Annotated in this window: 18 protein-coding genes; 14 read left to right on the top strand and 4 right to left on the bottom strand. The window is 44.1% G+C overall.

Features of this window, described 5'->3' with window-relative positions; all coding sequences use genetic code 11:
* The first annotated feature begins 579 nt into the window (after window positions 1-579).
* Entirely contained in the window at window positions 580-1,965 is a 1,386-nt protein-coding gene (locus F6K37_RS12675; RefSeq protein WP_287250537.1) for a serine hydrolase domain-containing protein, read from the top strand.
* 198 nt (window positions 1,966-2,163) lie between these two features.
* Here F6K37_RS12675 and F6K37_RS12670 read toward each other — a convergent pair whose 3' ends face one another.
* Both F6K37_RS12670 and F6K37_RS12665 read right to left on the bottom strand, forming a co-directional pair.
* Window positions 2,164-4,137, bottom strand: a complete 1,974-nt coding sequence (locus tag F6K37_RS12670; RefSeq protein WP_287250534.1) for an iron uptake porin — start codon at window positions 4,135-4,137, stop codon at window positions 2,164-2,166.
* A gap of 470 nt (window positions 4,138-4,607) precedes the next feature.
* The gene (locus F6K37_RS12665; RefSeq protein ID WP_154659944.1) at window positions 4,608-4,748 is read right to left on the bottom strand and encodes a hypothetical protein; all 141 of its coding nucleotides are present in this window, start codon (window positions 4,746-4,748) and stop codon (window positions 4,608-4,610) included.
* Between the two features lie 281 nt (window positions 4,749-5,029).
* Here F6K37_RS12665 and F6K37_RS12660 point away from each other — a divergent pair, with 281 nt between their 5' ends.
* From F6K37_RS12660 to F6K37_RS12630, 7 genes are all read left to right on the top strand, one after another.
* Window positions 5,030-5,167 (top strand): element excision factor XisI family protein, encoded by a 138-nt coding sequence (locus F6K37_RS12660; protein ID WP_008189358.1) that lies wholly within the window; start codon window positions 5,030-5,032, stop codon window positions 5,165-5,167.
* Between the two features lie 101 nt (window positions 5,168-5,268).
* Window positions 5,269-6,483: an RNA-guided endonuclease InsQ/TnpB family protein gene (locus F6K37_RS12655; protein WP_008189359.1), complete on the top strand. Its 1,215-nt coding sequence runs from the start codon at window positions 5,269-5,271 to the stop codon at window positions 6,481-6,483.
* Window positions 6,484-6,489: 6 nt separating this feature from the next.
* Window positions 6,490-6,705, top strand: coding sequence for an element excision factor XisI family protein (locus F6K37_RS12650; RefSeq protein ID WP_008189361.1), 216 nt, complete (start codon window positions 6,490-6,492; stop codon window positions 6,703-6,705).
* Window positions 6,706-6,793: 88 nt separating this feature from the next.
* The gene (locus tag F6K37_RS12645; protein ID WP_287250528.1) at window positions 6,794-8,086 is read left to right on the top strand and encodes an AAA-like domain-containing protein; all 1,293 of its coding nucleotides are present in this window, start codon (window positions 6,794-6,796) and stop codon (window positions 8,084-8,086) included.
* Window positions 8,083-11,358 (top strand): CHAT domain-containing protein, encoded by a 3,276-nt coding sequence (locus tag F6K37_RS12640; RefSeq protein ID WP_287250526.1) that lies wholly within the window; start codon window positions 8,083-8,085, stop codon window positions 11,356-11,358. Before F6K37_RS12645 ends, F6K37_RS12640 begins: the two co-directional genes overlap by 4 nt.
* 116 nt (window positions 11,359-11,474) lie before the next feature.
* Window positions 11,475-11,681, top strand: coding sequence for a type II toxin-antitoxin system HicB family antitoxin (locus F6K37_RS12635; protein WP_008189365.1), 207 nt, complete (start codon window positions 11,475-11,477; stop codon window positions 11,679-11,681).
* Window positions 11,682-11,962: 281 nt separating this feature from the next.
* Window positions 11,963-12,568, top strand: coding sequence for a Uma2 family endonuclease (locus F6K37_RS12630; RefSeq protein ID WP_008189366.1), 606 nt, complete (start codon window positions 11,963-11,965; stop codon window positions 12,566-12,568).
* Between the two features lie 166 nt (window positions 12,569-12,734).
* On the opposite strand, the gene F6K37_RS12625 is transcribed toward F6K37_RS12630, so the two are convergent.
* Together F6K37_RS12625 and F6K37_RS12620 are read right to left on the bottom strand one after the other, a co-directional pair.
* Complete coding sequence (locus F6K37_RS12625; RefSeq protein ID WP_044495145.1) at window positions 12,735-13,334, bottom strand: PAS domain-containing protein; 600 nt, start codon at window positions 13,332-13,334, stop codon at window positions 12,735-12,737.
* A gap of 395 nt (window positions 13,335-13,729) precedes the next feature.
* A complete protein-coding gene (locus F6K37_RS12620; protein ID WP_008189368.1) occupies window positions 13,730-14,923 on the bottom strand; it encodes a HEAT repeat domain-containing protein in 1,194 nt (397 codons plus the stop codon).
* Window positions 14,924-15,689: 766 nt separating this feature from the next.
* On the opposite strand from F6K37_RS12620, the gene F6K37_RS12615 reads away from it, so the two are divergent.
* From F6K37_RS12615 to F6K37_RS12590, 6 genes are all read left to right on the top strand, one after another.
* Complete coding sequence (locus tag F6K37_RS12615; protein WP_008189369.1) at window positions 15,690-16,253, top strand: globin family protein; 564 nt, start codon at window positions 15,690-15,692, stop codon at window positions 16,251-16,253.
* Between the two features lie 25 nt (window positions 16,254-16,278).
* Window positions 16,279-16,923, top strand: a complete 645-nt coding sequence (locus tag F6K37_RS12610) for a cytochrome c3 family protein (RefSeq protein ID WP_008189370.1) — start codon at window positions 16,279-16,281, stop codon at window positions 16,921-16,923.
* The gene (locus F6K37_RS12605; protein ID WP_287250521.1) at window positions 16,920-17,762 is read left to right on the top strand and encodes a cytochrome c3 family protein; all 843 of its coding nucleotides are present in this window, start codon (window positions 16,920-16,922) and stop codon (window positions 17,760-17,762) included. Before F6K37_RS12610 ends, F6K37_RS12605 begins: the two co-directional genes overlap by 4 nt.
* A gap of 154 nt (window positions 17,763-17,916) precedes the next feature.
* Window positions 17,917-18,561 (top strand): Tll0287-like domain-containing protein, encoded by a 645-nt coding sequence (locus F6K37_RS12600; protein WP_008189374.1) that lies wholly within the window; start codon window positions 17,917-17,919, stop codon window positions 18,559-18,561.
* Between the two features lie 12 nt (window positions 18,562-18,573).
* On the top strand, window positions 18,574-18,729 hold the full coding sequence (locus F6K37_RS12595) for a hypothetical protein (protein ID WP_287250517.1): 156 nt from the start codon (window positions 18,574-18,576) through the stop codon (window positions 18,727-18,729).
* 137 nt (window positions 18,730-18,866) lie between these two features.
* Window positions 18,867-19,478, top strand: coding sequence for a hypothetical protein (locus tag F6K37_RS12590; protein WP_287250514.1), 612 nt, complete (start codon window positions 18,867-18,869; stop codon window positions 19,476-19,478).
* Window positions 19,479-19,609: the final 131 nt, after the last annotated feature.

The raw sequence follows: 19,609 nt of genomic DNA, 5'->3' as shown, positions 1-19,609 counted from the left end.
AAAAAAAGCGCTCTCCAGATGGGGAGCGCTTTTTTGTTTTCGAAGTGCTAGATAATTTATGGTTAGCTGATCAAATTTGCTACTGACATCTCCTACACGGACATGACTGACTAAAAAAGGCCATCTTTATTTACATCTTAAGTTACCCTTTTTAAGCTACTCTGCAAGAGCCTTGATTACCAAATATTTTTCTATCTTAGCTATTTTTTAAAAGTACAATTTATCCGACATAATAGCAGTCCTAAATGATTCATCAAATATATTTACCAAAGCCATCACTATCAACCTTACCCAGGAATGATTCCAGATTTTGCGGATTGATTTTACAAATCAACAAATCAATCGTTTAAGATGGCTATATAGCTATTATACCCATGAGGTACATACAAATTTCTGGGTTTTAGGGACCAGGAACTCAGACCGTGGGCCACGAGGCTAAACAAAGGGATAAGGGATCAGAGAAGAGGGAAAAGGGAAGAGGTAAAAAACAATGTGTACCTCATTACTGCGATAAAAGCTATAGATGGAATTACTATGGTATTCTAATTAGACTCAATCTAACTCTAAACTCCAGTTATTATGAAGTGGGTTCAAAAGTTATCATTAACAGTAGTAACAGCAGCACTCATTAATTTAGATGCAAGTGTATTTGCTCAAAGTTTACCTGTTGCAAAAAAACCAGAACAGGTAGGTTTTTGCTCCGATAAACTTGAAGCGATTACTGACGACTTGCAAAATCGTGTAGATAAACAAGAAATTGCTGGTGGTGTTGTAATCATCGCCCGTAAAGGTAAGATTGCCTATCGTCAGGCAGTAGGTTTACGGGATATCGAAGCTAGTGAGTCAATGAAGCCTGATACTATTTTTCGGATTGCATCCAACTCTAAAATCATTACTGGCTTTGCAATTCACCTACTGGCGTCAGATGGTCTGATTGATTTAAAAGACCCCGTTTCTAAATATATTCCCGCTTTTGCCAATATGAAGGTTGTGGTACCAGGTTCTTCAGGACAACCTAATGATTACAAAACTCGACGAGCAACTAAGAAAATTACAATTGAACAATTGCTTAACCACACCTCAGGGATAGATTACAATCTCAACAATCATCCTATTCTTGGTCCGCTGCTAAAACAAGCCGAAATTTCTGATGGCTATTCTACTACCCCAGGTACCATCAGTGAGATGGTTGGTCGTCTAGCTAAATTACCCTTGCTGTTTGAACCTGGTACGCAATGGAGTTATGGACTAAGCTCAGATATCTTGGGTTATTTAGTAGAAGTGGTATCGAGACAGACACTGGCTGAGTTTTTACAAGAAAGAGTTTTTCAGCCATTGGAAATGAACGATACGTCTTTCTATGTACCCCCTTCCAAGCGGAATCGTCTTGCAGCAGTTTATATTCCGAATTTCGAGAATGGTGGTTTGATTCGCATGGGTACTACACCTAAAGAAATCGTACCTGGTTTCATCATGGATGAAGCTTACCCCTATAAAACTGGAGATACCTATTTCTCTGGTGGTGCTGGTCTTGTTTCTACCCCTGATGACTATGTTCGTTTTCTGCAAATGCTGCTTAATAAGGGCAAGTTAAAAAGTCGAAATGGAATAAAAATAGTTCGTATTGCTAAACCAAAAACAGTTAGGAAATTCCTCTCCGTAAGAGACAACGACAAGGAAGGAAATGAAGTTTTTCAAGAATTATTTAATATAGCTGGTTATAAATTCACAAATGGCTTTTTTGTTAAGGATGATCCCAATGCTTCTAATAAACCGAGTTCCGTAGGTTCGTTTCAATGGGCAGGTGTATATAACACTCACTATTTTGCCGATCCAAAGCGGAAGTTAATTGGTGTTCTTATGACTCAACTTTTTCCTTATGTGCAAACTGATCTAAGGCATAAATACGAGTCCTTGACATATGAGGCTCTTGCTCCGAATTGTAAGGCTTTAGTGTCTGAGTAGTTTAGCTGACTTTTCCAGATCCTGTGAAAAGTGGTAGTGGTAAAGATGTAGTGATTTGGCTACGCTCTGGTCAAGGTAACGGGAGCTAAAATCACCAATTGTGTACCACTCCCAAATTTCCTTAGTAAAATTTCCCTAACGGCTTTCATCCCGACGCTCACCAACCATGGGTAGAGCGCCGGACATCTAGCTTAAAGCTTAAAAAGTGAAGGTAGTTCTGAGGGTACCGATGACTACATCATCGTTGTCAGAACTTTGGTTAGGATTCAGAAGCCAAACTACACCTGGAGTAACGGAGATGTTGTTGTTGACTTTGTACTTATAGAACGCTGAAACCTGGTAGGCAAAATCATTGTCAAAGTTACTGTTGCCATTATCCAAATCCAGTCCTCTGAGGGTTGGTGCCGCACCACCAAAAATTCCGGCCAGATTACCTTTTTTGCCCAAATCCGGGAAAGCTATACCAGCAGCAAAGTTCCAAATTTCAGCATCACCCAAGCCAATCAACTCAGCATCGGTGTAGCCTGCCCAGCCATTGAGTACGATGTTGGGGGTAAGTCTCAAAGAGGTTTCAACACCGAAAGAGTTGCTTTCCACTCTTGCGGTATCAAAGTCAACTGTGCCTAAACTGGTAGCATTCCCCAAAGCTGTTGGATTGAGATTAGCCAGGGCTGTGCCAGTACCCCCTAGGATTAAACGGGGTCGTCCAGCACCATTATTTTCGTAACCCCGAATGTAGGTGAATCCAACTTTGAAATCACTACCATAAACCAACTGAGCGATCGCAGAAAAGTTGCCATTGAATAGACCCTGGCCTTCTTGAGGATTGCTAGCGGTGTTGGAGATGTAACCTAAATCAATCCGAACATCCTTGATGGGCTTGATGGCAAGAGCAGCACCAGCACCGAATGGCCCAATCCGATAGATGGGATTACGTTCAGCAAAACGGGTAATAGCATTGGAACCACCAGCACGACCTTCAAAGAAAGGGTTAACGGTATCGACGTAATAGTGATGCAGTGCTCGGTTAGCCAACAGTTGAACCGTTACTTTATCCCCTAGGGGGAACTTATAGCGCAAGATATCAATAATAACGTCATTACCACTCGGTCCATCGTAGGTAAAGCGACCTTCTTGAGTTCCCGCCAGCTCGCCACCAGCCCCTGTGATCAAGGTTGGGGCATCCCCAGCCTGAAGACGGGTTTGGAGCATGTCCTTACCGGTAAAGCTGGTTAAGAAGTTGAGACGAGTCCGGTTGTGAAAAACAGTCTGAACATCATCAGCATCCCCTCCAAAGGCATCAGCTAGAGCAAAGATCACCTCACCCTTGAGTTTAGTGGTGGTGGAAAACTGATGGTCTTCTAAGAAGGCTACCCGTCCTTCTAGGTTATCTACTCGTGCCCCTAGGGTAGCCAGTTCTGTTTCAAACTCTTGTATTAACCGTTGTAGACTTTCTAAGTCCTCACGGGTGATAAAATCTCCAGTAACGCCCCCCAGTAAACGCTCAATTTGGTTCAAACAGGAATTCAAACCAGCAGCAAATTCGTAGCGAGTCAAAGCTCGGTTACCCCGGAAGGTAGCATTGGGATAACCAGCAATACAGCCGTAGCGTTCTACCAAAGAGCGTAATGCTTCATAAGCCCAATCTCCAGGGGAAATGTCTCTGAGTTGAGACACATTAGTGACTTGTTCCATAGAGTCATCCTCTACAGTCTGTCCACTCAGTTGAGAAACACCAGTCACCGGTCCCATCAAGTCATCCTCTGCAGTTTCCTCGTCACCGTATGACGTCACTGAATCACTAGCAGAATTACTGATAGTGGAATTACTGATAGTGGAATTACTGGTAGTGGAATTACTGGTAGTGGAATTACTGGTAGTGGAATTACTGAGCTTAACCGTATACCCAGTAGAGGCATCAGAGGCATCAGCCACTAATGGCAGATCAGAGGCAAGAACGGACTGAGTTAGGGAAGTGACCTCAGGGAGTGCTTGTAAAGTCAGTGTTTCTACTGTAGTGGTAGGCTTGACAGCGGATTCTTGAGAGATAGTCTCTTCTGGCAAAGCTTCCTCAGTTGCTGCTACTGCTGAGGATGAAATCAATAGGGTTGCCCCAACAAACAAGGTGGGGGATTTTAGCACAGAGAGCCACAAATTTTTTGATCTGTTCACAGGGTTTCCTCACACTCAATCAGGGTTTTGACTCGATCAAGTCAACACGACTACCGTCAAGTCAACACGACTACCGTCTCTTGTCAGGTCTGTCACTAATTCATGACAAATTGATTACAACATGGCACACAGAGATAACAGATCAGGAAATACCAGCTTCAGAATTCTGGTAGTTTTTCTGCTCATCTCCCGATCCCGTAATGCTCCTTTGTCCTGAGTTAGTGTCATTTGAGCCCTTTTTGATCAGTTTTTGATCAAGGGATAGTTAAGAGACGATTAACTTTAACGATTTTAAGAATTACCTTGGATGGAGGTTTTGTTTGTATTTTTTAATACAAAAAATTTAGGCTTGATGGAATTAAAGCATATTAATTATGCAATTATGGTAATAATATTCGATATTAGATCAGGTTTAACCTCTGTAATCCAAATTTTTGATATATGATACATATTTATTTTAATTAACACTGTTATAAGTAACAATAAACAATTATTAAATTCGGGAATCGGGAATCGGGAATCGGGAATCGGGAATCGGGAATCGGGAATCGGGAATCGGGAATCGGGAACAGGGAACAGGGAGGGTGCATCTGAGTTTGGCAATTAGGCAAAAATTCCCACACTCCCCGCGCCCGGGCCCCACACTCCCTTTTTACAAATATGAGATGCACCCAACATCAGCTACGTAGAAAATAACTTAGAATTAGTGTTTGTAGAATTACCGAAGTTTGAGAAGCAGTTGGAGGAGTTAGACCAACTCGATGAGTTGTGGATGTATTTTTTAAAAAATGCGCCTTCCTTAGAGACGGTGCCACTGAAAATGGCGAATAAGCCTAAAATAATACAAGGTAAAACTACTAGTTTTTGACCCAGACAAGGAGGTAGTTGTACAGTGGAACGATTGAACCAGTATCGGCAATGGATTCAGCAGGTGTTAGCTCGACATAAACAGTTTGTACCTTCTTATGGTGAGATTGAACAATTTACAGTGTTTGACCACAACGATGATCATTACTTACGGGGCTCCTAAGGCTGAAAGCCCCGTGTTTTTAAACCGGGGATGAAAGCCAGTAGCGACTAAAGTCGCTAAATAGTGTAAGATAAAATAGTAACGGAGGAGGTCGATATCCGGTGATCATAATTGAGTTCAAAGCCTACGGGAAAGAAAGTCAGTACTCTGCAATAGATGAGGCTATTCGGACAGTTAAGTTTATCCGTAATTGTTGCATTAGATTATGGATGGACAATAAAGGAACCGGGAAATATGACCTCAGTAAGTATTGCAAATTACTGGCCAAGCAATTACCTTTCGCTAATGAACTGAACTCAACAGCGCGACAGGCTGCGTCTGAGCGTGCATGGTCATCGATCGTTCGATTTTACGACAATTGCAAGAAAAAGATACCTGGCAAGAAAGGATTCCCTCGCTTCCAAAAGCATTGCCGTTCAGTAGAGTATAAGCAATCTGGATGGAAACTATCGCCTGACAAGAAAGCTATAACATTCAGGGACAAAAAAAGCATAGGAAAACTGAAGCTCAAGGGGACATGGGACTTGTGGCGATTTGATTTAAAGCAAATAAAGCGAGTTCGCATTGTTAAAAGGGCTGACGGATACTATGTTCAGTTTTGTATTGCGGTTGATGTAAAAGAAGAATTAGACCCTTCCAGGAAGACTATAGGGCTAGATGTAGGACTGAAAGAGTTTTACACTGACTCTGATGGCTACTCAGAGTCTAATCCTCGTTTTTATAGAAAGGGAGAAGAACGTCTAAAGTTTTATCAACGCCGGGTATCTCGGAAGAAAAAAGGCTCAGCCAATCGGAAAAAAGCCATTAATAGACTAGGTAGACACCATCTTAAAATAAGTAGGCAGCGTGAAGAACATGCCAAGAGACTGGCACGTTGCGTAATCCGATCTAACGATTTGGTCGCCTACGAAGATTTAAGGGTTAAGAATCTAGTTAAAAATCACTGTCTCGCTAAATCTATTAATGATGCTGGTTGGTATCAATTTAGGAAATGGTTAGAGCACTTTGGAACAAAATTCGGCAGGGTCACCGTTGCAGTAAATCCTGCCTATACCAGTCAAAACTGCTCTGAATGCGGTGAAATCGTGAAGAAGTCACTATCAACTAGGACTCACGCCTGTAAGTGTGGTTGTAGATTAGATCGAGATCACAACGCCGCAGTCAACATTCTGAAGAGAGCTTTGGGTACGGTGGGGCACACCGGAACCTGGGTCTTAGACCCCAACGCTTCGGGAGATTTGACCTCTACTGTTCTTGGTTCCGGCCAGGTTCAGCAAGTCGAATCGTTGAGCGAAGAATCCCCGTCTCGCGATTAGCGGGGAGTGTCAATAGTAACAGTTGGCTGGTCAGGTGACCGTCGAGTTTGTGGTTCGTTGATCCATATTGATATCAAGGGAGAAAAAATCTGGATTCAACATGATGGTACTGGGGTTGGTGTAGCCGATGAGCTCGTAGAATTAGGAGTACCTAAGTCAGAAATTGTGATCGGTTATCATGACCCCAACGCACGTAAGTTGACAGAATTTGCCGTAGGTTAAAAGGTGAGTTATGCCTGAGTTGTACCTGAGTTGGGCTAAGTCCCTAGGAAAGAGCGTTATAGTTTGATTAGCTCATCTAACCTAGACCATGCCACGCTCACTTAGAGTTCGCCCAGAGTATATTGACCAGGTAAAATTAGCGGTTCAACGCAACGGTTTCCCTCGCCAGAAAGATTTAGCTGATGAGTTATTGATATCTCTATCAACCGTCAATAATTATCTCAATGGCAGAGCTGTAGATAACCTGAATTTCAAAGAAATTAGTGAAAAACTGGGGCAAGACTGGAACGCCATTGCATTCTTTGACGAAAATACTGGCAATGATACGTCAGCCCATGGGACAGTAAACTCAGAAGTAGTGATCACACACTGCCCTGAGGAAGACTCTTCATTGATTTATGTCCAACGTCCTCCCATTGAACAGTCTTGTTATCAAGCCCTTTTAGGTCCCGGTGCCTTGGTCAGGATTAAAGCTCCGAGGCTGATGGGGAAGACATTGCTGATGGTGAGAATGTTGGATCAGCTTGCCGAGAAGGGCTACCGAAAGGCTTATGTAAATTTCCACTTAGCCCATAGCAATGACTTGACCGATGTCGATCGATTGTTCAAGTGGTTTTGTATCAGTGTTGGTCAAAGCTTGAAGATACCGAATCGGTTGAGAGACTATTGGGATGAAGACTTTTCCACGGCTAAAGTCGATTGTACCGAATACTTTGAGAACTATCTTCTGCCTGAAGCTGGCGCTCCCGTGGTTTTATGTCTCGATGAAGTAGACCGAGTTTTTCCCTACCCTGAGGTGGCTTCAGAATTTTTGGGATTGCTGAGGGCGTGGCACGAACGGGGGAAAGTGGAACAGGTCTGGAAACGATTACGGTTGGTGGTTGTCCATTCCACAGATGTCTATATCCCTCTCAATATAAATGAATCCCCGTTTAATGTGGGAGTGCCCATTGAATTACCAGAATTTACCCCGGAACAAGTCCAGGAATTAGCCCGACAACATGGACAGGATTGGAGTGAATCCCTTGTGGAGCAACTGATGGGGATGGTGGGAGGTCATCCTGATCTGGTACAGCAAGCCTTATCTCACTGCCAAATCCACGGTAATAACTCCCTGGCGCAACTGTTGCAAGCCGCTCCCACAGATGCTGGCATCTACGCCAACCACCTGCGACATCTGTGGCGGATGCTGCAACCACACCCAGACTTGGCAAAAGCACTATTACAGGTGATTGATGCTAACGCTCCTGTGCATCTGGACTTGATAGCAGCCTATAAGTTGTACAGCATGGGGCTAGTGAAAAAGCAAGGCAATCAGGTCATGGCCAGTTGTAATTTATATCGACAGTATTTTAGAGACCACCTAGGAGAACTGTCATGAGTACAGGAGCCTATCAGGTTGGGGGATGCCTACCACCGGATGCTAGTACTTATGTGGTGCGTACCGCTGACGGGGAACTTTACGAGCAGTTGCTGGCTGGAGAGTTTTGCTATGTCTTGAATTCCCGCCAGATGGGGAAGTCTTCCCTAAGAGTGCGAACCATGAAACGGCTGCAAAACCAGGGAGTGGCTTGTGCATCCATTGATATTACCGAATTAGGAACCCAACAGGTTACCCCAGAGAAATGGTATGGCGGCTTAACCAAAACTCTGATTAACCGATTCGGTTTACAAGAAAAATTATCATTTCGCAGCTGGCTCAATGAGCACAAAGATATTCCGCCAGTACAGCTTTTTCGGGAGTTTATCGAAGAAGTATTACTGATCCAAATTACCGAACGGATTGTTATTTTTATTGATGAAATTGATAGCGTTCTGCAACTGGCGTTTAAAGATGACTTTTTTGCCCTAATTCGAGCCTGTTATAACAAACGGGCGGAAAATTATGCTTATAATCGCATCAGTTTTGTGCTATTGGGGGTGGCGACACCAGGGGATTTAATAGCAGATAAAGACCGCACCCCGTTTAATATTGGCCGAGCAGTTGAGTTACATGGCTTTCAACTCCATGAAGTAGAGCCATTAGTCAGGGGATTGGAGGGAAACGTCAGCAACCCCCAGGCTGTGATCCAGGAGATAGTAAAGTGGACAGGGGGACAACCGTTTCTTACTCAAAAGCTCTGTCAGTTGGTGGTTAGTTCTGGGTGTTGGGATCCCCCCCAATCCTTCACAAGTTTGGATCCCCCCCAATCCTTCACAAGTTTGGATCCCCCCCAACCCCCCTTAATAAGGGGGGAGAATAAATCGATTGAGAAGCCCTTAACAAGTTTGGATCCCCCCCAACCCCCCTTAATAAGGGGGGAGAAGGAGAGGGAGAAGGAATGGATTGAGAGGTTGGTGCGATCGCATTTTATCGACAACTGGGAAGCTACCGATCAACCGGAACACTTGAAGACCATACGCGATCGCATTCTTTGTAATGAGCAACGGGCTGCCTATTTGTTGGAATTGTATCAGCAGGTGTGGCAGCAGGGGGAAGTTGTTGCTAATAACAGTTTTGAGGAGGGGAAGTTACAGTTATCTGGGTTAGTGGTCAAGCACAGACTTGGAACCTCTCCAGTGCTTAAAGTGTATAACCCGATCTACCGTGAAGTCTTTAATCAGGACTGGATTAAGCAAGAATTAGCCCAGTTACGTCCCTATTCGGAAGCCTTTAGGGCTTGGGTGGCGTCAGATTGTCAGGATCAGTCACTATTGTTGCGGGGTAAAACTCTAAAGAATGCTCAAGCTTGGGCAAAGGGTAAGAATTTAAGTTATTTAGATCAGCAGTTTCTGGCAGCAAGTGAGAAAAAGCAGATAGAGGAGCAAATTGCTCAAAAAGAGCGATTTGCAGCATTAGAGAGAGAGAGGAAAGATAGGGAAGCTGCCCAGAAGAGAAATCTGGTACTAACTGAGGCGAATCGGAAAGCCAAAGGGCAGATGCGGTTCGGATTAGGTGTCTTAATTTTAGCGTTATTGGGAGCTGGTATTTCTGGAATACTAACAGTAATTCTATTGGTAAACGCGAATCGCCAGGTTGATTCTGCCAAGATAGAACTTAACCAGGTAAAGCAAGAATTTCAAAATGTATCGCAGCTCTCTGAACTTGCTGTAAAACTTTACAAAGCCAATAAGCGCTCTAAGGCAAAAAGAGCCAGAAAACAAGCAGCTCTCTCCTTTGAGATTCAAGACTATGAACTAAAACAAGCCATGCTGCTGACCAATATTGCTATTGCCTATCAGCAACTTGAACAGTTTGATCAGGCAAATAAGGCAGTTTCAGAAAGTTTGGAAATATTAGCCAATGCAGATAATAGAAAGTCTCTAGATCACTCAATTATTCTTGCCCAAGCTCTAATGAGCAAAGCTCGTTTGATGACAGCTCAAGGAGATACTCAAGGAGCCTTGTATGCTTACGGTAAGGCTTTTGATACTATCCAATCCTTAGGTAGGGATTTAAGCAGCATAAATCCAGCTATAAAAGTTAATTTTATAGAGATTGTAGAGAGTGTTTATCAGGAGTTTATTGGGTCACTTTTGGATTCTGAGGAAACTGGTTCTAACCAGCACACTCTTAGAAAAGTTCGTCAGGTTATTGAATCGCTCCATTTGACTCAACTCAATAACTTCCGTGAGATAGTTCCTTTGAATCCTAATCTAATCGAAATTGACCAAATTGATTCCCAAGCAGCAGTAATCTATCCTATTATTTTGGATAATCGATTGGAAGTAATTCTTCACTTGCCCGGTCAACCCTTGCACCGCTACTCAACACCTTTATCTGCAGAAGAAGTTGAGGAAACGCTTAGCAGTTTTAAAGAGGCAGTGCGAATCATGCATAGACGTTTATGGCGTAGATTCTCCCCAAAAATTTACGAATTGCTGATTAAACCAGCAGAAACTAAGTTAGCTAAAAGCAACATCAAGACTATCGTATTTGTGCCCAATAGTAGGCTAAGAAGTATTCCCATGGCAGCTCTCTACGATGGTGAGCAGCATTTAGTAGAAAAATATGCCATTGCTGTCACCCCCGCTTTACAGAGTCTAGAGCCTCAGCCCCAGAAACAAAAACCTTTAAAAGCTTTGATTGCTGGAGTTTCTGAATTCCGCCAAGGCTATTCACCATTACCCTTTGTTGAGGTGGAGGTAAAAAAAATTAGCTCAATGATACCAAGTTCAATCCTACTTAATCAGGACTTCACTGGTAAAGCCCTGGAAAACGCACTTAACTCCTCTTACTTCCCTATAGTTCACTTGGCAAGCCATTCACAGTTTTCTTCAGAATCAGAAGATACATTTATACTTACTTGGGATGGAAAAATTAAAGCCAAGGACTTTGAAAAGTTACTGAGTTCAAGAGAACAGGAAAAATTTGACCCGATTGAATTACTCGTTCTCAGTTATTGTAGTACTGCTCAAAGTAATAATCAAACACCTTTTAGATTCGCAGGATTAGCCCTAAGGTCTAGATTCCGCAGTATTCTCGGCGCTCTGTGGTTTATTGACGACCAAGCCACTGCTGAGCTAATGGGTCAGTTTTACCAAGAATTTACTCAACGGAACGTTACCAAAGCTGAAGCCCTGCGCCTTGCTCAGTTAAGTACCTTGAAAGACCCTAACTACGAACATCCCTATTACTGGGCACCCTTTGTTCTAATCGGTGACTGGCGCTAAGGGGCTATGACGTAGCGCGAACAGCCGTCAGCCGTCAGCCGTCAGCTAAAAGCTCACGCTACTTGAAAAGTCGCAAACCGCTAGAAGATATTATTAAATTAAAAAACTAGAATTTCATGAAAACATTTACTGCAATTGTTGAGCGAGATTTAGATACCAATCTCTACGTTGGTTATATTCCAGGATTTAAAGGCGCACATTCTCAGGGAGAAACCTTAGACGAGTTAAAGGAAAATTTGCGAGAAGTAATGGAAATGCTGCTAGAAGATGAGAATTTAACCTTTGAAACAGAATTTGTCGGTACAAAACAAATTGTGGTCTGATAGTTACAGCGTTTTTCATAACTATTAGGTGCGCTTGACCCATTAAGAATTAAATTCGCCACGGGTCGCACCTGAGGTACACAGAATTTTTTCACTCTTGCCTCTTGCCTCTTGCCTCTTGCCTTCCCCTCCTGGGAGGGGTTAGGGGTGGGTTCCTCTTGCCTCTTGCCTCTTGCCTGCTCCCTAAAACGTAGAAATTTGTACCTCACCGAATTGAAAACCGCTGTAAGTACCAATAACTAGAATAGAAGAAACTCTGTTGTGCGGGAAGCAACTAAATCATGACATTCGCCACCACAGCTGTTGAAACTAATCCGATTGTGCTGAGGATGCCCCCGGCACTGGAGATGGATGATGACCAATTTTTTGAATTTTGTCAGGTTAACCGAGAATTACGTATTGAGCGGACATCAGAGGGAGAAATAATTGTTATGCCCCCAACAGGAGGTGAAACCGGAAAACGTAATCTAAGTATAGGTGGTCAGTTGTGGACTTGGGTGGAACAGGACGGTACAGGAGTAGGTTTTGACTCATCCACTGGTTTCAAACTTCCCAATGGTGCAGAACGTTCCCCTGATGCCTCTTGGGTAAAGTTAGAAAGATGGGAAGCCCTAACACCTCAACAAAGGCAAAAATTTGCTCCCATATGCCCGGATTTTGTGATTGAATTGCGTTCCCCCACTGATAGGGTGAAAGATCTCAAGAACAAGATGGAGGAGTACAGGTCAAATGGCGCTAGCTTGGGGTGGTTGATTGACCCAAATAGTCGTCAGGTGTATATTTACCGTCCTGGGGTAGAAGTGGAACAGTTGGACAATCCGGCTACGGTCAAGGGTGATGAGTCGGTACTGCCTGGTTTCGTGCTGAAGCTGGATAAAATCTGGTAAGGGTAACGGATTAGCCTTGTCAACCCAAGCAGAGAAGCACAATCAGCCATCTGTGCTAGTTAATTGATGATCTTACTCAGGAATTTCCTCAATTCCAGAGAAAGGGTAATGATAAAACCGGATTGTAGAGCCCTGATGTCTTTGACTTCGAGCTCTTTTAGCGGTTCTAGAACCCAGTCACATTAAGTATGATCCACTGGATACTAACCACATTGCCTTGAGAGTCACAACAGACAGACACTGACATATCAACCGCTACAGGTTTACCTTGCCGTGGACACAATACCACTTGCCAGTCCTTGAGCTTTTGCAATTCCTGGAGCTGGTGGAGTTGGAGGTCGAACCGATTAGACTCAGCTTCACTGATAAAGCTCATCAGCGGTTTACCCACCAGATAATACTGCTGTACGTTTAGTAGACTAGCAGCTGCACTGTTTGCTTCTTGGATAATTCCTTGAGCATTGGTTACCAGGTAACCCTCCGGAGCCAATTCAAACAAATTATGGTAGTGTTGTTGCCGTGCTTGTAACACAGCGTAAGCCGCTTGCAAAGCCTCATACTTCTCGCTGAGTTCCTCAAAACCGGTAGAGAGTTCCTCTAGAGCAGCATAGAGCAGCTCCGGCTTTAGAGAGGATTGCTTAGGATCTAGTGATTCAATTTTGAGGCACTTTTGACCTGGAATCTGGTGCTTAGTAAAGTCAAAGCCTGGATTTGTGTTCAGTGAACTCAGAAGTGCTTTGAATACGGTATCGTCGTTTATATTCACTCGTATTTCTCCATCCACAGAGCAAGTCTAGGAACAATTGAGGCTGGACTACTCAATGGCCTTCTATTAAATCGTCCCCTAGGGTTCGCGAGTGTACTTGATGGTAGCAAATTTTTGTGGCAAAATCATGAAGCAAACGCCCATAATTGGCTTTTAAACCACGCTTGCTCCGCAATATCTTTGCTTTTATTGATTTTTCTGTTGTCTCTATGGATGGCTCAGATCGGCTTTCCTCAATTAAAGTCCACCTTAGGGATTTGAGTTAAGGGGTAGCCCACTTCTGAATTAAACCACAATTATAGAGTATAGCACAAAAAAATGCAAGCCTTAGCAACGGTAGACCATGAAGGCTTTACGCCCCTAGACTAAAGGGAATTTAGAATGAGAATTTACAATCAGAATTTTTTGAGGGCTGCGATCGCATGCAAGCTCACGGAGTGATCTGAATCTGCCACCAAGTCTTTGAGTAAGGGTATTGATTTAAATTGAGCTAATTGTCCTAGGGACATGGCTAGAGTTTGTTTGATTTGGTGATCTTCGGTAGCCACTTGCCCTGATTGACAAAAGTCGATCAAAATCTCAGCGGCTTTGGGTTTCAAATAGTCTGACTCTACCATCCCCAGGACGCTAATGATTTCCCGACAGACTGGTGTGGGTGCCTCCCTCAGCACTGCTTGTAACTGTTGTAGGGAATTGGTAGTAAACTCCCAACTGAAAGCACGGACAATCTCGATTTGTAAACTGATTGGTGTAGCTGGTGACTGGAGTGCCTTAACTAACGCTTGATGGGCTTCCAAGGTAGCTAAACGCCCGAGTGCGATCGCAGCTTGGTGGCAAACCTCCAAATTCAGGTCATAAAGCAATGGTTTAATCCGCTTGACTAGATCTAAATCTGGCAACAGAGTGCGTAGTAACCCTAGACCAATCACCGCTTCTTTCCTCACCGCTGCCACTTGATCGCTTATGGCATTCAGGAGAACTGGAGTAATTGAGGGTGAGCGAAAATTACTGAGGGTTTCAATAGCAGTAGCCCGTATTTCCGAGCTGGGGTCATTAACCACACTCAGCAATGGCTCAATCACTTCCGGACGGTGAATATGAGCCAGGGCTTGCACTGCCAATAATCTGGCCTCTGGGGATTCTGGGAAACGGCTTAAAGCCGCCACCGCTGAAGTCCCAATGTTTGCCAGTGCCTCAGAAGCCATATAGGCTAACTCTTCATCCTCACCATCCTTCAGCAATTTGACTAGCACCATCACCACTGCCGGGTCATCAAACTGACCTAAGATCCGACCAGCAAACCAACGGACTTCCAAATCTAGTGCTTCATCTTCTAGGATGCTGATCACCGGAGCAATAACGGCTTTCCCCAGTTTTGGTAGCACCTTTACTAAAGCCCATTTTTCTTGAAAATCCCCACTCTTGAGCACCTGTAATCCCAGACTCAAAGCTAGCTGGAACTCTTCATCACTTAACCGCTGCTGTGTCTGACCATTTTTCCCTAAGGACAACTGCTGAAGATGGTGAGTGAGTAATGAAAAATTTTCCTGCTGTCCAGCAAGACTTGCTTGTTTTAAAATGTTCAGCATTGTTTAATCGTTGCCTCACGGCAATAAAAAATTAACTGCATCAAATTCACTGCATTGGACTACTATCTCGATCACACAGGAGACTGATCCGACGAACAGCTGATTTTCCAGCGTTACTTAATAATGGAATGATTTTAAGAGTCAGGTGCGCGCCTCCAAGGCCGCGAGCAATCCCTCGCGGCCTTGGGTCGCACCTGTGGAATGGGCATCAGGCGTGGAACTGGCATCTTGCCAGTTTCAATATATGTGTGGAACTGGCAAGATGCCAGTTCCACACATATATGTTCGGGCGGGCAGGATGCCCACTCTACTCCTATTAATTCGAAGATTCAGCAACGCCGAATATCGGACTCTAATTTAAGCGTTCTCCAACCAAAGCCTAATTATCAAATCCAAAATGTATTAAATGCAATATTTTGATGCATAATATAAAATTTTATAAATTCTTTGTAACAAAAGCTACGATGTTTCCCGATTGTGAAACCTATCGTTATATCTCGATATGGACTATTGATCTAATCACATCGACTTAGTCAGTGTTAGTCAGTGGGAACCTTACACAGTTAGACATCTTGAAAATCCTGCCTGGTGGGAGGTTATCTCCACTGGGCATCTACCTTTAGGGGATGTCAAACTCTCAACCTCAATGACTCCAACCCAAAAGTGGGTTGAAGTAAGTATAGGGGGCTCGGTGCCAAGCTAACAGTTAAATCCCATCTAAATCCCATCTAAATCCCATCTAAATCCTAGGGAGTGATATATAGCAATGTCTTTACAAGTCGAACTATTAGAACAAAGCTTTGATAAGGTTAAGCCTCGCGCTACAGAATTTGTAGCCAGCTTCTACGAAAATCTATTCACCGATTATCCAGCCGCCCAGCCTCTGTTCGATACCACAGACATGGTTGCGCAAAAGAAAAAACTGCTGGCTTCCTTGGTACTGGTAGTAGAAAATCTACGTAAACCAGATACCCTCAGTTCAGCCCTCAAAGGACTAGGAGCGAGACATGTTCAGTATGGAGCGCTGCCAGAACATTATCCATTAGTGGGCAATAGCCTCCTAAAAACCTTTGAGCAATACTTGGGGGCGGATTGGACACCAGAGGTCAAGCAAGCCTGGGTAGATGCCTACGGAGCCATTACCACCATCATGTTGGATGGTGCGGATTATTCCTCTGAAGAAGTGGAGTTAGATTCCCCAAAACCAGAGGCCACAAAACCCAGCCCCCAACAGTATGAGGTGCCGGAAACAAACATTAACTGGCCCTTAGTCGGTGGCGTGTTTGGGGCTGGTGGAATTGTCACCCTGATCCTGGCCATGCTCTTGTAAGCCATCCTGTTGTAAATAGTTAAAAATGGCAAGCAATCTGGGTAAGTTTTTTAAGCCTACTATTCTCCAATCCAAGGTAGTCATCATCGGTGTGATGGTGATCCTACTAACGTGGTTAAGCGCTGCCTTCGCTTTAGATCACCGCAGTGTGTTCCTTCCTGGCACTACCTCGGAGGGGCATGTTTTGTTTGAGGTCTCCTGTAACTCCTGTCATGAGGGGTTTAAACCGGTCACCAACGAAACCTGTATGCGCTGTCACGAAGCCGAAATGGCAGCAGATGCTCACGGATCTAAAAAGTTCCGTGACCCCCGTTGGGCTGAACTCTTAACCAAGATAGATGTACTAACCTGTACTGCTTGTCATAACGAACACGTCCATATGTTTGGGCGAGGAGTTCACCTCAAGCCAGACCTATGTATGGCTTGCCATGAGGGCATCATCACCGGTGACTTAGCCAGTCATACAGGATTTGCTCCGGATGGTTGCTGGACCGCAGGCTGTCATAACTTCCACGACCACCGCTCCATCTCGACAGGATTCCTGCGTCAGAATATCGATCAGTTGCCGATGTTGCCAGAACCTGTACTGTTGGAGCGCACAGTTACTGGGGAATTAGAAGAAGCGCCTACTCCCGATTTAGGTGAAGAATTCCTGGGGAGCGAGTCATGAAAAAACTGATTGCCATTGTACTCGTCCTAATTGGGTTTGTATTCGTCAGCGGTATCCGAGGTAACGCAAACAACGTTATTGATTTAGCCACTAATGGGGGTGTGCCCAAAGATCCCGCTGCATCCCTTTCCCAAGGGGAATTAGTTGAGATTAATCAGTTGTGGCAAGGCAGTGCTCATGCCTTAGCAGACGTTAACTGCTCTAGCTGTCACCAAGACTCTGACACTAAAGAATTAGTGGTTAAACCAACCCAGGAAAGTTGTCAAAGTTGCCATGAGGTAGCAGTTGAGACCTTTCTGTATGGTAAGCATGGCATTCGGATCTCAGAAGGACTATCTCCCTTGACACCAGCAATGGCTCATTTGCCGATGAAAGAGTCAGCGATGGACAAGCAAATGAACTGCAACAGCTGTCACAATGTCCATTCTGTAAATACCTGGCAAGCCTCTGTAGATTCCTGCTTGACCTGTCATAATGACACCCACTCCCTCAACTATCAAAACTCAAAGCATGCCGAACTATTGGCCGACCAAGGTACGTTACCCAGACCTAATGGTGAATCGGTCACCTGTGCTAGCTGTCATCTACCTCGTCAGCAGCTGGAAAACACAGAAAACACAATTGTCGTTAATCACAACAATACCTTTACTCTTAAACCACGCGATCGCATGGTTAAGGAAGTTTGTATGAACTGCCACAGCGTCGAGTATAGCTATAACAGCATCTTCGACGATGAGCTAGTAGAGGAAAACTTTGCTCGACCTCCTAGCCTTCAGCTAGAAACCTTTGATCTAGTTCGTGCATTTGAGAAGAAACGGTCGAGTAACGCTGAACAGTAGTAAAAGCTACTAATTAACGCTACTAATTAACGCTACTAGTAGTAAAAGCTACTAATTAAAGCTACTAGCTAACGCTAATCATTCCTAGCCCTAGTCATAGCTACGTCATAGCCACGTCATACCAATTAAATACAAGGAGAGGAAACACGAAATCATGGCAATCAATACATTGCTACATCGCATGAAAACCAAAGCTGTGGGCTTAATTGCCTTAGGTTTAGCGATTTGCGTCACTGTTGTAGCTTGTGGCGGCGGTTCCAGTCAGCAAGCTGGAGGTGTTGCTCCGGAATTAGTTGTGGATTATATCCATACTGTACTGTTAGCAGACCGCACCGCTTACACCAAGCACGTTATTAACCGCTTAAAGAAATTAGAAGGCAAAGACAAGCCAAAGGGAGTAGTTGATGCTGAAGCCACTGAAGGTTGGCAACAAACTGGTGGTATTCCCCTACCAGCTCAAATGTTCCGTCTAGGAGCAGAGATTGCTTCTGATAACGGAGAGTTTACCTACGGCTTAATTTCCCCTTGGAACATCAACGATAACCAAGCGCCAAAATCTGAATTTGAAAAGAAAGCAATGGCAGAAGTGGTTGAAACTGGTGAGCCTTACAAAGACTATCAAGAAATTGCTGGTACAACCTATTTTTCTGCCGTCTACCCTGATAAAGCCGTCGCTGAAGCCTGTGTCACTTGCCACAACACCCATCCTGTACACAAAGAGCGCTATCCTGACAAAGTCTTCGAGATGGGCGAAGTCATGGGTGGCGTCATCATTAATCTGCCTCTAAAAGGCACCTAATTTTTAGGGGAAATGTGTCAGCAATCAGCTATCAGCAATCAGCTATCAGCAATCAGCTATCAGCTATCAGCTATCAGCTATCAGCTATCAGCTATCAGCTATCAGCTATTAGCTATCAGCTTATGCCCACGCTACTTGAGGTGCTATCAACTATCACCCAAAGACTGACTGCTGACTGCTGACTGCTGACTGCTGACTGCTAACTGCTAACTGCTGACTGCTGACTGCTAACTGCTGATTGCTGACTGCTAACTGCTGACTGCTGACTGCTTAAAAAATAGGTTTAACCGAAAAGCCACTATGTTATGAAGCCCAAATTTTCTACCTTAATCATCCTCACCTTCATCTGTGTGGTAATTCTGACTCCCTTTGCCCTCAGTTCCCTTTATCTACCGATGCTGCGGGACAATTATTTTAAATGGTATCAGCTTTTACAAGGGGAACTTTATAAGCAAATTACCGGCTATCTATCCCTAGCCTTTGTATTGTTTGAGATGGTACTAACAGCTAGAAAGCGTAGTCGTGGCTGGATGATTAAGTTGACTATTCCTGGTTCTATGCAGCTGTGGCGCAGTTTACATATCTTTTTGGGAGTCGCACTTTTAGGGACAACATTAATTCATACCATTGGGGCGACGGGTAAGAATTTTAATTCTATATTCCTGTGGGTATTTTTTGGTGTAACCCTATCGGCTCTAGTCGGTGTTGTGGCGGAAACCGGGGTGTTAGAATCTCCTAGAAAATATTTTGGTTGGGTGCCAGCAAAGGATGGCATTGGCAGCATGCTACCGGGTATATCTAAAGGCCCCCTAATTCGTAATCTACGCTCTATCTGGCTATCCACCCATATCTTCCTAGTCAGTGTATTCTTTGTGATGCTAGGATTTCACATATTTATCGCCTATTACTATCAATGAATAGGGAACAGGGAATCGGGAATCGGGAATCGGGAATCGGGAATCGGGAATCGGGAATCGGGAATCGGGAATCGGGAATCGGGAATCGGGAATCGGGAATCGGGAATCGGGAATCGGGAATCGGGAATCGG

It is taken from the genome of Moorena sp. SIO4E2, assembly GCF_010671945.1.
GTDB lineage: Bacteria > Cyanobacteriota > Cyanobacteriia > Cyanobacteriales > Coleofasciculaceae > Moorena > Moorena producens.
Note: the sequence above shows the minus strand (reverse complement) of the source record. Positions and strands in the feature narration are given on the sequence as shown.

Bases quoted from the DNA above. Each gene is read 5' to 3' on its own strand.
- F6K37_RS12675 (WP_287250537.1), top strand. From the start codon at position 580: ATGAAGTGGGTTCAAAAGTTATCATTAACAGTAGTAACAGCAGCACTC.
- F6K37_RS12645 (WP_287250528.1), top strand. From the start codon at position 6,794: ATGCCACGCTCACTTAGAGTTCGCCCAGAGTATATTGACCAGGTAAAA.
- F6K37_RS12640 (WP_287250526.1), top strand. From the start codon at position 8,083: ATGAGTACAGGAGCCTATCAGGTTGGGGGATGCCTACCACCGGATGCT.
- F6K37_RS12635 (WP_008189365.1), top strand. From the start codon at position 11,475: ATGAAAACATTTACTGCAATTGTTGAGCGAGATTTAGATACCAATCTC.
- F6K37_RS12630 (WP_008189366.1), top strand. From the start codon at position 11,963: ATGACATTCGCCACCACAGCTGTTGAAACTAATCCGATTGTGCTGAGG.
- F6K37_RS12620 (WP_008189368.1), bottom strand. From the start codon at position 14,923: ATGCTGAACATTTTAAAACAAGCAAGTCTTGCTGGACAGCAGGAAAAT.
- F6K37_RS12615 (WP_008189369.1), top strand. From the start codon at position 15,690: ATGTCTTTACAAGTCGAACTATTAGAACAAAGCTTTGATAAGGTTAAG.
- F6K37_RS12610 (WP_008189370.1), top strand. From the start codon at position 16,279: ATGGCAAGCAATCTGGGTAAGTTTTTTAAGCCTACTATTCTCCAATCC.
- F6K37_RS12605 (WP_287250521.1), top strand. From the start codon at position 16,920: ATGAAAAAACTGATTGCCATTGTACTCGTCCTAATTGGGTTTGTATTC.
- F6K37_RS12600 (WP_008189374.1), top strand. From the start codon at position 17,917: ATGGCAATCAATACATTGCTACATCGCATGAAAACCAAAGCTGTGGGC.
- F6K37_RS12595 (WP_287250517.1), top strand. From the start codon at position 18,574: ATGTGTCAGCAATCAGCTATCAGCAATCAGCTATCAGCAATCAGCTAT.
- F6K37_RS12590 (WP_287250514.1), top strand. From the start codon at position 18,867: ATGAAGCCCAAATTTTCTACCTTAATCATCCTCACCTTCATCTGTGTG.